The organism is Cohnella sp. GCM10012308 (genome assembly GCF_042649185.1).
Classification (GTDB): Bacteria; Bacillota; Bacilli; order Paenibacillales; family Paenibacillaceae; genus Cohnella.
In genome coordinates this window covers 370,086-382,280 of the sequence record NZ_JBHRYU010000001.1, presented here as the reverse complement: position 1 = coordinate 382,280, position 12,195 = coordinate 370,086, and the positions used below count along the sequence as shown (strand labels likewise).

Annotated in this window: 12 protein-coding genes and 2 pseudogenes; 12 read left to right on the top strand and 2 right to left on the bottom strand. The window is 54.6% G+C overall.

All coding sequences use genetic code 11. The features are described from left to right. Positions 1–15: 15 nt before the first annotated feature. The 4 genes and pseudogenes from rpe (at position 16) to ACFOTD_RS01810 (ending at position 4,349) form a co-directional block, all read left to right on the top strand. Positions 16–681, top strand: a complete 666-nt coding sequence (gene rpe / locus ACFOTD_RS01835; protein ID WP_378115164.1) for a ribulose-phosphate 3-epimerase — start codon at positions 16–18, stop codon at positions 679–681. Between the two features lie 42 nt (positions 682–723). Further along, a pseudogene (locus tag ACFOTD_RS34565) lies at positions 724–1,701 on the top strand (sugar isomerase). Between the two features lie 349 nt (positions 1,702–2,050). Then, on the top strand, positions 2,051–3,610 hold the full coding sequence (locus ACFOTD_RS01815; RefSeq protein WP_378115157.1) for a sensor histidine kinase: 1,560 nt from the start codon (positions 2,051–2,053) through the stop codon (positions 3,608–3,610). A gap of 406 nt (positions 3,611–4,016) precedes the next feature. Then, on the top strand, positions 4,017–4,349 hold the full coding sequence (locus ACFOTD_RS01810) for a DUF6176 family protein (RefSeq protein WP_378115155.1): 333 nt from the start codon (positions 4,017–4,019) through the stop codon (positions 4,347–4,349). A 93-nt stretch (positions 4,350–4,442) separates the two neighbouring features. On the opposite strand, the gene ACFOTD_RS01805 is transcribed toward ACFOTD_RS01810, so the two are convergent. Continuing rightward, the gene (locus ACFOTD_RS01805; protein WP_378115153.1) at positions 4,443–5,120 is read right to left on the bottom strand and encodes a helix-turn-helix domain-containing protein; all 678 of its coding nucleotides are present in this window, start codon (positions 5,118–5,120) and stop codon (positions 4,443–4,445) included. A gap of 393 nt (positions 5,121–5,513) precedes the next feature. On the opposite strand from ACFOTD_RS01805, the gene ACFOTD_RS01800 reads away from it, so the two are divergent. Then, positions 5,514–6,089, top strand: a complete 576-nt coding sequence (locus tag ACFOTD_RS01800) for a hypothetical protein (RefSeq protein WP_378115151.1) — start codon at positions 5,514–5,516, stop codon at positions 6,087–6,089. Continuing rightward, a complete protein-coding gene (locus ACFOTD_RS01795) occupies positions 6,086–6,730 on the top strand; it encodes a phosphatase PAP2 family protein (RefSeq protein ID WP_378115149.1) in 645 nt (214 codons plus the stop codon). The genes ACFOTD_RS01800 and ACFOTD_RS01795 overlap by 4 nt, the downstream gene beginning before the upstream one ends. A gap of 14 nt (positions 6,731–6,744) precedes the next feature. On the opposite strand, the gene ACFOTD_RS01790 is transcribed toward ACFOTD_RS01795, so the two are convergent. Beyond that, positions 6,745–6,948, bottom strand: a complete 204-nt coding sequence (locus tag ACFOTD_RS01790; protein ID WP_378115147.1) for a phosphatase PAP2 family protein — start codon at positions 6,946–6,948, stop codon at positions 6,745–6,747. A 316-nt stretch (positions 6,949–7,264) separates the two neighbouring features. On the opposite strand from ACFOTD_RS01790, the gene ACFOTD_RS01785 reads away from it, so the two are divergent. The 6 genes and pseudogenes from ACFOTD_RS01785 to ACFOTD_RS01760 all read left to right on the top strand — a co-directional run bounded on the left by ACFOTD_RS01785 (position 7,265) and on the right by ACFOTD_RS01760 (position 12,194). Then, a complete protein-coding gene (locus ACFOTD_RS01785; protein ID WP_378115145.1) occupies positions 7,265–8,737 on the top strand; it encodes a sensor histidine kinase in 1,473 nt (490 codons plus the stop codon). Next, positions 8,724–9,419: a response regulator transcription factor gene (locus tag ACFOTD_RS01780; RefSeq protein ID WP_378115143.1), complete on the top strand. Its 696-nt coding sequence runs from the start codon at positions 8,724–8,726 to the stop codon at positions 9,417–9,419. Before ACFOTD_RS01785 ends, ACFOTD_RS01780 begins: the two co-directional genes overlap by 14 nt. Before the next feature lie 77 nt (positions 9,420–9,496). Beyond that, on the top strand, positions 9,497–9,883 hold the full coding sequence (locus ACFOTD_RS01775; protein ID WP_378115141.1) for a hypothetical protein: 387 nt from the start codon (positions 9,497–9,499) through the stop codon (positions 9,881–9,883). A 67-nt stretch (positions 9,884–9,950) separates the two neighbouring features. Then, a pseudogene (locus ACFOTD_RS01770) lies at positions 9,951–10,729 on the top strand (undecaprenyl-diphosphate phosphatase). A gap of 69 nt (positions 10,730–10,798) precedes the next feature. Continuing rightward, positions 10,799–11,377, top strand: coding sequence for a DedA family protein (locus ACFOTD_RS01765; protein WP_378115681.1), 579 nt, complete (start codon positions 10,799–10,801; stop codon positions 11,375–11,377). 61 nt (positions 11,378–11,438) lie between these two features. Then, positions 11,439–12,194 carry a YheC/YheD family protein gene (locus ACFOTD_RS01760; RefSeq protein ID WP_378115139.1) on the top strand — a complete coding sequence of 252 codons (756 nt, stop codon included), beginning with the start codon at positions 11,439–11,441 and terminating at the stop codon, positions 12,192–12,194. Position 12,195 lies beyond the last annotated feature (1 nt).

The window sequence follows — 12,195 nt, the reverse complement described above, 5'->3', positions numbered from 1 at the left end:
GGAGGGACCCGACCGATGAGGGGGAAAATATCGCCGTCCCTAATGTGCGCCGACTTCCTGCATCTCGAGAAGACGCTTTTCACGCTGGACCGGGCGGGCGTCGACTATCTTCACGTCGATATTATGGACGGGGCGTTCGTTCCGAATTTCACGCTGGGTCCGGATTTTGTCCTGGCCGTCCGTCATGCGACGCGCGTACCGCTCGATTTCCATCTCATGGTGGAGCACCCGGAGCGTCATCTGCATTTGTTCCCCGTGCAGGAGGGAGATGTCGTATCCGTGCACCAGGAATCGACGCCGCATCTGCAGCGGACGCTGCAGCAGATCAAGTCGCTCGGCGCAAGAGCGTCGGTGGCGCTCAATCCGTCGACCTCGTTCCTGTCGATCGAGGACGTGCTCGACGACGTGGACATGATTCTGGTCATGACGGTGAATCCGGGCTTCGCGGGACAGAAGCTGGTTCCGGCTACCCTGCAAAAGATCGCGCGGCTCAAGCGGTACCTCGAGGACCAAAAATGCGGGCACATCGAGATTGAAGTAGACGGCAATGTGAGCATGGAAAACGCAAAAAAAATGCGGCAGGCCGGCGCGGATATTTTCGTGGCGGGAACGTCGAGCATTTTTAAGCCAGGTGCGGACTTGCTGGGGCTGACCCGGTCATTGAGGGAAGTCATTGTTTAGCGCCCAGCAAGACGTTGTTAGTTGAAAAGGAGAACGGTTAAAATGGGCGATCGGGCGTATGCCTGGTTTGAAGAAAAGCAACGCAGCCGAGGCATTGATCTTGCGGAAGTGAAGTCTTCTCTAAAAAAGCTCGCCATCGAGACGCCTTCGTGGGGCTATGCGGACCAGGGAACGCGCTTCAAGACGTTCCACTGCCGCGGCGCGGCGCGAACGCCGTTCGAGAAGATCGACGATGCGGCAATCGTTCACAAATTTACGGGGGCATGTCCCGCAATGGCCATCCACATCCCGTGGGACCGGACGGAAGACTACGCGGAGCTGAGGCGTTATGCCGAGCACAAAGGCTTGCGGATCGGCGCGGTGAATCCGAACCTGTTCCAGGAGGAAGCGTACCGGCTCGGCAGCGTCGCGAACAGCGTTGCGGACGTCCGGCGCAAGGCCACCGAGCATCTGCTCGAATGCGTTGACATCGCCAAAGCGGTCGGCTCCGACGCGCTGAGCTTGTGGTTCGCGGACGGCACGAATTATCCCGGCCAAGCGCCGATCCGGCAGCGCGTCAACTGGATGCAGGAGTGCCTGCAGGAGGTGTATGCGCAGCTCGCTCCCGGCATGCGGATGCTGATCGAGTACAAGTTTTACGAGCCGGCCTTCTATCATACCGATCTCGCGGATTGGGGCATGGCGTTTAATATGGCGAATAAGCTCGGGCCGTAAGCCGCAGGAATCGCGTACATGATCGACCAGAGCCATAACATCGAAGAGAAGATCCCCGCTATGATCCGTTCGGTGCTTAATGTGCAGACCCAGTTTGCCAAGGCGCTGTTGATCAACCCCGAAGAGGTCAGATCTGCGCAGGAACGCCAGGACGTGCTCGGCGCCGAGCATGCGGTGCGAAGCGCTTTCGAGCAGGACGTAACGCCGCTGCTTGAAGCGTTCCGCGAAGAAAATGGCCTGCCGGCCGATCCGATGAAGGCATTTTACGGCAGCGGTTTGTTGGACAAGATGCTCGCAAGAGGCTAATGTAGCGAACCGGTCGGCCAACAGCATGATGAAGTCGCATAACGTCTGTAACCGCAATCCCCGATCAAACCATTGATCGGGGATTTTTGCGGTCGATGGCGGTCGATATGACGAATGGCGCAGAAGTATGATAGGTAAATGTTAATTACACAATTCTTTTGAATCTTAATTAAATATCGCATTGAACCTGCATTCTTAACCCCGTATAATATGGAAATGGGAATTAATTCTACAAATAAGCTAACATGTTTCTCCAGAATGTCCGGTTGATCCGCATGCCGCTTCAAGGATGAAGGCGAACGGCATTCAGACATATAGAACGCCAATACACAGCAAGGGAGGGAAAAAGGTGGAAAGGGACTATTCCGCGAACATCCTGGTCGTCGCCGATGATCCGGCGTATTCGCTTGCGATCGAAGCCGCTCTTGACGGAGAACCGTACCGCTTCGTCCGCGCAGGCTCAGGGACCGAAGCGGCACGCTTTTTGCAGCGCGAGGAGATTGCCGTCATTCTGATCGACGTTCAAATGTCCGGCACGAATCAAGGCGAGACGGCGGGCAATATCAAGTCCGATAGCAGATTTGAACATATTCCGGTCATCTTCATCTCCGGCGCCGGGGCGGATGCCGGGGATTTGGCGGCAGACCGCTCCCTGGGCGCCTTCGATTATATATCGAAGCCGATCATTCCGAATGTGCTCAAAGCCAGGATTCAGTGCCTTGTAAGTTTGCAGGATGCCCGGAGGAAAATGAGTCTGCAGGCGCGGGAGCTGGAGGGCTTGAGCCGGCAGCTCGCGCGCTCCGGCGAGCAGCTCGCGAGAGCAGAGGCGCAGGCGCGCACGGTGATGGACACCTCGATCGATGCTATGCTTGTTCTCGATGGGGCGGGCGTCATTCTGGAGACGAATCTTGCTGCCGCGCGCATGACGGGGTACGACAAGGAAGAACTGAACGGCCTGAATGTATCGCTGCTCTTCCCGTCCGCCGTCAGCGCGGTCGAACCTTTGGACCCGCCGTTCGGCAAGCTGCTCGAGATGGAGACGCGTCGCAAGAACGGCACATCTTTTCCCTCCGAGATGCATTGGGGCATGGCCGCCGACCATTCGGGACTGCTGGCTTGCACCGTGCGCGATATTACGAGCCGCAAACAAGCGGAGCGGGCGTTAATCGAAGCGAAGGAAGCGGCGGAACGCACCTCCCAGGCGAGAATGGAATTTTTAACGTTTATGAGCCACGAGGTCCGTACCCCGCTTAACGGTTTCATCGGCGTGCTGGATCTGCTGCGGGAATCGGGACTGACGTCCGAGCAGGCCGAGCTGGCCGAGCTCATGGCTAAAAACGGCAATACGCTCATGCAAATCGTCAACGACGTACTCGATTTGTCGCGGTTCGAGGCCGGCCGAATGGAGCTGGAGCAGGAGCTCTTTGTGCTGGGGGACTGTCTTGACCAGGTCGGGGAGCTGTTCACGGCCCAAATACGGGAAAAACGACTTGCATATACGGTGGCCGTCGAGCCCGGCATTCCCGAACTTCTCCGGGGTGATCGGTCCCGGCTGCAGCAGATTCTTATCAATCTGATCGGCAATGCGGTAAAATTCACGGAAACGGGCGGCATCTATATCGAGGTGCGCCTGCTCGAGGAGACGGACGACCGGCTCGCGCTCGAATTCATAGTGAAGGATACCGGCATCGGCATTCCCGCCGATGAGATCGATCGGCTGTTTCTGCCGTTTTCTCAAGCGCGGGGCTCGACGCCCCGCAAGTATGGCGGCAGCGGATTAGGACTATCGATCTGCAAAACCTTGTGCGAGCTCATGGAAGGAAGCATCCGCGTAGAACCGTCCGGCGCACCCGGCACGGTTTTCGTTTTTTCGGTGCGTGTCGGCAAACACAAATTTGCTTCTGATTGATGGAACGACCGCCACGCGTCCGCAAGGCCTGCCGCTTGCGGATGGACCGCGCGCCCGGGCGGGAGGGGGACGTCCGGGCGAGGAGCGAGGCGGGCGGTTCGTTCTAGCTTTGCTTGATGAACGAATCCCTTTTACAATAATGAACGTAAAAAGGTTGAGAAAAGGCCTTGCGATAAGAAATGAAACGTGCGCTAGCAGGTAAATCATTGGTTCAAAGTAAAGCGCGATATCGGCGCCCGGCAGCGACGGGCACCGGTTGAATCGCAAGGGATCGCATGGATCGGCGCAAAGCGCCGGCCGCAAGGCTTCGGTTTCATCCCGCAGACGAAAGGTTAATTTTAGAATTAAATACACCAGATTGACCTCGTTCAAGCGCTCGCCATTCAAGTAGAGAGGTGGGATTATCGTGGAAGTCCAATGTCTGAAAGTGAAAATCAAGCCGGGAATGACCCAGGAATTCATAGATTTCGTCAAAGATATGCAGGTGAACAAGATGGAATTCGTCTACGAGACGATGAGAAGCGAAAATATTGTGGTCGAGTCGATTTTCCTGGAGAAGGGCGAAGACGCGGACCATATCATCTTCTATACGAGGAGCAATTCTGCCGACGAAGCGCCGGAGGAACGGGAGGGCGGCAGCGCGATTCCCGTCGATACGGAAGCGATCGAAATGCTTCAGAAAACGTGGGACAGCGTCCAATCGCTCGAAGTTCTGTTCGACGCAGGCCGGCTCCCCTAAAAGACCGGCGATTCAAAAGAGGCTGTCCCGCAGTCGCGAAGCGACCGGGGGCAACCTCTTGATGACAGGGCAGGGCGCCGGACAGCGTCCGATTTACGGTCTGCCTATGGGATGGTAATACATAAGCTCATACAGATCTTCCTCGCCGTTCGGTTCCGTGCGTTCCTCCGGACCGAGCATAAGCGCGATTCGTCCCGTCGGATGCAGCTGCAGCGTGTTCTCGATGAACCGCAGATGCGAGTCGCTGTCCGTTTGGGGCTTATGCACGAGGAAAATCGTGGGGATGCGAATCGTGCGGTGGGGGCGGCTTTTCTTTTTATCGCCAAGCGCCTGCGCCGTTCTGGGATCCGAATAGACGAGCCCCAGATCCTGCAGCAGCCTTGACGTTCCTCTAGGCGTGTACGTCTGGCTGAACTCGCGCTCGATCAAAGTCGATACGAGCTTGAGCGTCCACTTGTCTTGCTCGGCAAGCGCGAGCTCGCTTGGCTGCTTGGACGTGATCAAATGAATCAAGCGGGCCTCCTGGTCTGCCGTCAGCTTGCGAGGCGCCCCGGGCGAGCTTCCGATGGACAGTCCCTCCAGGCCGGATTGCTCGTACGAGCGGATATACGTGTAGATCGTCTTCTCGCTAAGCTGGGAGACGCCTTGAATGTCTTTGACCGAATACCCGTTCTTGTACATAAAAACGACCTGATAGCGTTGAAACATTCGTTTGTCCTGCGTATCCTTCATCGCCTGGAGAAGAAGCACGTCTTCTTCGTTGCGCTTCACGGCCAACACCTCCTTTCTCCTGCCAAGGAAAAATAAGCATAGGGTAATTACCCCCGTACGGATCGGAATAAACCCGGTCTTCTCCGTTTCCAGCGAGCATCATTTTCTTTATTTTATCACAAAAAAGTCGACAATTGACCAAAGGATGGAATGCTGGCGGACGAAAGAGGTTCCGTTCGGGAGCGGGCATCAATACGGACGAATCAAAACCGCAAGGAAGGCGCGATCTGCCGCATCGCAGGAGGACGTCGTTTTTACAGGCGCTCCTTTCTTTTAGAGCAAGAACTATTATTTGCCTTCGGACCGGCGGTTAATAAACGCTTAATAAACGCTTCATGGCGGGTTTATCGTTCGCGGTTACAGTTAGGGATCTGCGGGCGAGGAGAAATGACAATGAGGAAGCTCGGCGTTATATTTATAGGATGTCTACCGCTGACGATCCCGAGCGTGTCCGCCAGCGCGAGTGCGTCCCAGTCGCTTTCCGTCGAATCATTTCACTACGAATATGAGCCGACAGGTCTGCCTGTCATCCGCTTGCTGCTCAAAAACGGAGGCGGATACACGCTCGAACCCAAGATCGCGGTCACTTTGAAAAGAGCTTACTCCGGCAGGCAAAACGCTTACGTTTATCACAAAAAAGCTTTGGCTAAGCCGGATCGTGCACCGGTCCTCCGGCCGGGACAGCTGCAGACGATCCGTTTGCGCGTCGACAGACCGCTTGCGGCGGGAGATTATGAAGCCGACGTAGATGTCAAGAACCAGGGAATGCTAATGAAAAGAACGTACGCGTTCAGCATTGCCGAAGAGGATGCGCGACTGGCCAAGCTGGCATTAAAAAATAATCGCCTGCAGCAATTCGGCGATAACGGCTTGCGGTCTCGGCGGTTTTGGACAGTCGGCATCGGAGTGGTTCTTATCTCGCTTGTCATTGCGGGGGCGGTTAGACGAAACGGGGGAAAGAAGCATTGAAGTTTACCGTGAAACTTAGTGCGGCCCTGCTGCTAAGCATCTTATTCGCGGCCGGATTCGGCCTCGTTGCCGCACTTGTCGGTTATCATAAGATTGAATCTTTGGACCGGTCGATCATCGACTGGTTTCAAGAAAAAGAAGCCCCTGGGCTCACGGGCTTCTTGAAGTTTTTTGCGTTTATAGGTGCGGGCCTGCCTGTCACGTTGATCACTTTGGCGATCGTCGCTTTTTTATATTTCGGATTAAAGCATCGGAGAGAATTGATTTTGTTCGTTTTTGTCGTAGCCGGCTCCGCGCTGCTGAACGTCACGCTCAAGCTGCTATTCCACCGGGCCCGGCCGGATCTCCATCGGCTCATTCAGGAGACCGGCTTCAGCTTTCCGAGCGGGCACTCCATGGGGGCGTTCAGCCTGTACGGTATTTTAACCTATTTGCTCTGGAAGCATGTCCCCGTCTGGTGGGGGAGAACGATGCTCCTGACGGCTTGCTGCGCGCTAATCTTGCTAATCGGAATCAGCCGCATTTATTTGGGCGTCCACTATCCGAGCGACGTGTTCGCCGGGTATCTGGCCAGCGGCTTCTGGATCGCCGCGTCGATCGGCATTTATCGCAGGTACGACCGGTCGGCTCGTCGCGGATAAGTCCGATCGGCTTGTCATCGGCGAGGGGCAACTCTCAATAACCTGCCGTACACCTTGATCAGACGCTCGGGGATTGCGTCCAGACGGTCGCGAAGCAGATGGATCGCGATGGCTGCGACAAAGGATAGAGCGGCAGCCCCCGCGATATCTCCCGGATAGTGAAAGCCCACATAGACCCGGCTGAAGCCGGTGACAATCGCAAGAACTAGCAGTAACATCCAAGGTTCTGCGCTTGACGAGGAGCACGCTGAACGCGATTGAAAAGGCAAGCGTCGCGTGATCGCTCGGGAACGAATAGTCCGCGGCGTGCGAGACCAGCTGATGGACCTGGTGCGTGAATAACGGTCTTGGATGCTGGACGGATGGAGAAATGACAAGCGAGCCGACCAGTAGTGCGGCACAGGCGGAGAGAACCGCAAAGTTTATATCGATAACCGGCGTAATGATATCGTTTAATCATTCGTTAATAAAAGCGAAATGTCGGCTTTAGATTTATGGCTTATCGTCGGATGGAGAAGGGAGGGAGGAGCCGTTATGTCGATCCGTTGGAAACTGCTCTGGTCCTACGCGGCGATGCTGATTATCCCGCTAATGTTTCTCGTGCTGATCTCGGGACTGCTGCTTATCGTTTTCAGGGGGGACGCCAAAAGCATCAAATCGTTTTATGAGTCTAAAATCGAGGGCATCGAGGAAGGCGATTATCATCACTTGGTTAAGCAAACGCTTATGCAGCATCCACAGCTGCTGACGGACGACTCTTATTTGCAAGATTTGTCCGCCGAACTCGCTTCGCGGCAAATCTCCATTTATGTCCGCGAGGAAAATCAGGCGATCTTCGCTTCAAAGGAAATAGAGAACATTCCCGCCCTGGTGTCAGGCTTGCCTCCCTATGAACATGCCGGTTTCCACAAAGCGTCGACGATAAAAATAAACAATAATGATTGGTATCAGATCGTGCGGTACGATTTAAAAGGGGCTGACGACGAGCCGGTCAGCTTGTTTCTGCTTACGAAAATCGATCCGCTCGTTCATTTTGCAAAGAGGTGGTTTCCGGTTCTGTTCATTGCGGCCATTGCCGCCTTGCTTTTGACGAATATCGTCTTGACCTATTACATGTCCACCCGCATCATTCGGCCCCTCCTCGCGCTGCGCCAAGCCGCAGGCCGTTTTTCGGAGGGGGCGCTCGATGTACCGATCGAAGTCAAAGGCAAAGACGAAATCGGACAGCTCGGCGTCACTTTTGAAATCATGCGGGTCAGGCTGAAGGAGTCGATTTTGCTGCAAATGCAGTACGAGAAAAATCGTAAAGAACTCATCACGAATATATCCCATGATCTTAAAACGCCGATTACCGCAATAAAAGGCTATGTCGACGGCATTTTGGAAGGCATCGCCGATACGCAGGAGAAGCATGACCGATATATGAAAACGATCGCTTCCAAAGCGGACGAACTGGATAAACTCATCGACGAGCTGTTCTTGTATTCCAAGCTGGACATGCAAAAGGTTCCCTTCCGCATGCAGCCCATGTCTGTCCGCAGCCTGCTGAACGATTGGTCGGACGATCTTCGATTCGAGCTCGAAAAAAACGGCGTTGAACTTCTGACAAACTTCGAAGTACAGGCGTCCGTCCTCGTCCGGGTCGATCCGGATTCCTTCAAGCGCGTCCTCGGCAACGTCATCCAAAACAGCTTGAAGTACATGGACAAAGCGAAGCCCTCGATCCGGCTGTCCGCCCACACGGAAAACGGTCAAGCCACGATTGTCATCGAAGACAATGGAGGCGGGATTCCGGCGGATGCGCTGCCCCACATCTTCGATCGTTTCTATCGCGCCGAGATGTCGCGGAATTCGCGTACGGGCGGCAGCGGATTGGGGCTGGCCATCGCCAGGCAGATCATGATGGCTCATGAAGGCGATATACGGGCGGAGAGCGTGGAAGGGGAAGGAACGCGGGTCATCCTGACGGTTCCGATCGAAGGAGGTGCGGCGGATGGCGCTGAGTAAGACGATTCTGATCGTGGAGGACGAGCCGAGCATCGCCGAGCTGCAGCGGGACTATCTGGAGATGAGCGGCTATCGGACGGTGTTGGCCGATAACGGCGAAAAAGGGCTGCAGCTTGGGATGTCGGGAAAATTTGACCTGATCGTCCTGGACGTCATGCTGCCGAAGCTCAGCGGCTTCGAGGTGTGCAAGGCGCTCAGAGAGGTGTCCGACGTCCCGATTCTGATGGTAACTGCGCGCAGGGAAGACATCGATGTCATTCGCGGGTTGGGTCTTGGCGCGGACGACTACATCGGCAAGCCCTTTAGGCCGGCCGAGCTGGTGGCGCGCGTGAAGTCGCATCTTGCCCGTTACGACAGACTGACCGGACGCAATGCGACAACCGGCGATATGGAGCTCGGCGAGCTGCGAATCAATGCGAATACCAGGCAGGCTTTTATCCGGGAGGAAGAGGTCGCGCTTACGACCAAGGAGTTCGACCTGCTCTACTTCCTTGCGCAGCACCCGAATCAGGTGTTCAGCAAGGATCATCTGTTCGACCGCCTCTGGGGCATCGATGCGATGGGGGACACCCAGACGGTCACCGTCCACATTCGCAAGCTGCGGGAGAAAATCGAGAAGGACGCTTCGACGCCTGCTTACATTGAGACGGTGTGGGGAGCGGGTTACCGTTTTCGTCTGTAACGGTTCAGTTCCCTGGAACCATCCGAATCGCATTCGGATGGTTTTTTTCGTTGCTTCCGCTTGGGAAATCGATGTGCATGAAGTCGAAAATCAATTTTAAAAATAATCCTCAGTTAAGAAATTGTTTATTTTTTACCTTTAACATAGGACACGCGCCCGATGCTGAAGGAGGAAATCATATGACGCTTAATCGAAACGAATCCAAAAGAACGATCGAGAATGAGATGCTTCAGGCCGTGAATACAGGCGATGTCGCTACGGCGAAAACCGACGCGAATCAATTGGAGCATGATTGGGACCAGGCAGCGCCTAAGCTAAGAAAAATCGATCGAAAAACGTGGACCCAAATCGACGGAACGATCGACGATGTCCTGGCGGCGACACGAGCGAAAAAGCCGAACGAAGGCAAATGTCAGAGCGTCTTGCAAGATTCGCTTGACTCGTTGAATCAGGCGAATGCATGAAGCATGGTTTAAAAGATATCTGATCGATGCTTCATCGTCAATTTAGCAAAAGGAGCGTATGCTGTTCATGCAAAATATCGGGATTGCAATCATTCAGGGAATCGTAGAAGGATTAACGGAATTTCTGCCGGTGTCTTCGACGGGGCATCTTATATTGACGGGCAAATTGCTCGGATTTGCGGGGGATAAAGCGGATACGTTCGAAATCGTCATCCAATTGGGGGCGATTCTTGCAGTGGCCGTCATCTATTGGCGGCGCATCTTGAATTTATTCGGATTAGCCGGAATCGAATCCCCGGCCGGATCTCAGCAGCATTCCTCGTCCAAGTTAAATCTCATCCATGTCATCCTGGCATGTTTGCCCGCCATGGTTCTTGGATTAATCTTGCATTCGTTTATTAAATCGTATTTATTCTCGCCCTACACGGTGCTCGTCGGGCTCATTCTCGGCGGGGTATTCATGATATTCGGCCAAAAACGACAGCCGGCGGTTCAAGCCGAAGGCATGGATCAACTTAGTTACAGGCAAGCCGCGATCATTGGCATGTATCAGTGCCTGTCGCTGTGGCCGGGATTTTCAAGGTCGGGGGCGACGATCGCCGGCGGACTGCTTACGGGAGTAAGCTACCGTGCGGCTACGAATTGTTAAAAAGCTACTCCACCTTGACGTCATCGGACTTCGGCTTTTTTGCAGTCGGCTTCATCGTCGCGTTCGCAGTCGCTTTTCTGGCTGTCCTCGCGTTCTTGAAGCTGCTTGAACGATTCAAGCTTGCGCCGTTCGCCTATTATCGTTTCGCCTTGGCTATCGTTTTCTTCATTTATTTAACCATAAACGGCGGCGCGTAATGAGGTGAATAAAAATTGCAGCAGGTCTTGAACTGGATTACAGACAGTGCGTTCCATTTAATTGCGGCGATGGGCGTATGGGGCATTTTTGTCGGCATGGTGCTGGAGAGCGCATGTATTCCGATCCCCAGCGAGGTTCTGATGCTGAGCGGCGGCGTTCTGGTTGCGCAGCACAGTCTGACTTTTGCACAAGCGGTCGCTGCCGGCGTTCTCGGTAACCTGATCGGCTCCGTGATTGCTTACTATGCCGGGGCGATCGGAGGGAGGCGACTCCTCGAACGTTATGGCAAATACATCTTGTTTAACGAGAAGCATATGGATCACGCCCAGCGGTGGTTCGACAAGTACGGCCAGCGAATGGTTTTCTTGACGCGGATGCTGCCCTTTATTCGTACGTTCATCTCGCTGCCCGCCGGCATCGCAAGGATGAACGCGGGTAAGTTCGTGCTCTTCACGTTTTTAGGATGTATGTCTTGGAACATAGCGCTGGTCTATCTCGGATACAGGCTCGGGGACCATTGGGACGCCGTGGAGAAGTTTATGCACCCCGTCAGCTATCTATTGGCCGCGGCGACGGTCTGCGCGATCGCATGGTGGCTGGTCAAGCGCCGGCGGGACCAATCTACACAAAATAACGGGGGAATATGATCTTCAGGTACATCGGTCCAATGCGGCGCACGGAAGTCCGAATAGGATGAGGAAATCATGAATGAACAAGGTGAGGGGCGAAAAGATGATCCGTCGCGTAACCAGCAAGTGGGCGAAAACGATCGCGCTTCAAAGAAATAAACATGTATCGAGGTTTTTGCCAGCCACGGCAAAAATGACCGGCGGAAGTTTAATGCGCATGCTGAATCTCTACGGGATGGTCTATGTGAAGCCTGTACACGGTTCTTACGGAAAAGGCGTCATGCGAGTGGGAAAGGACAAGAAAGGCTACCGGTACCAAGCGGGCCGCAAAGTTGTCCAATATGCCGCTTATGATGCCTTGTACCGCGCGCTGCGCAAAGAAACCGGGAAAAAAGCCTATCTAGTCCAGCGCGGCATTCATCTGCTGAAGCATAAAGGCAACCGGTTCGATCTGCGCGTGATGACTCAATATTCGCCGCAGAAGCGGTGGGAGACGACAGGCATCATCGGCAGAGCGGCCGCCAAAGGCAAAATCGTGACGAACTATCACAACGGAGGAAGCGTACATTCCGCAGAGGCGCTGCTAAAACCTCATATCAAAGACGTCGACGCCAAGCTGAAGGCATTGGCCGGGCTGGGCGTGCAGACCGGTCGCTCGCTCAGAAAATCGTTCCCGGGCATTTCGGAGATCGGGCTGGATATCGCAATGGACAAAACGCTGAAGCCATGGATCCTCGAGGTCAATACGAGCCCGGACCCTTACATTTTCCTCAAGCATGCCAATCGGGCGGTCTTTAGGAAAATCCGTCGATACCAGAAGTCTTATGGGAGATAAG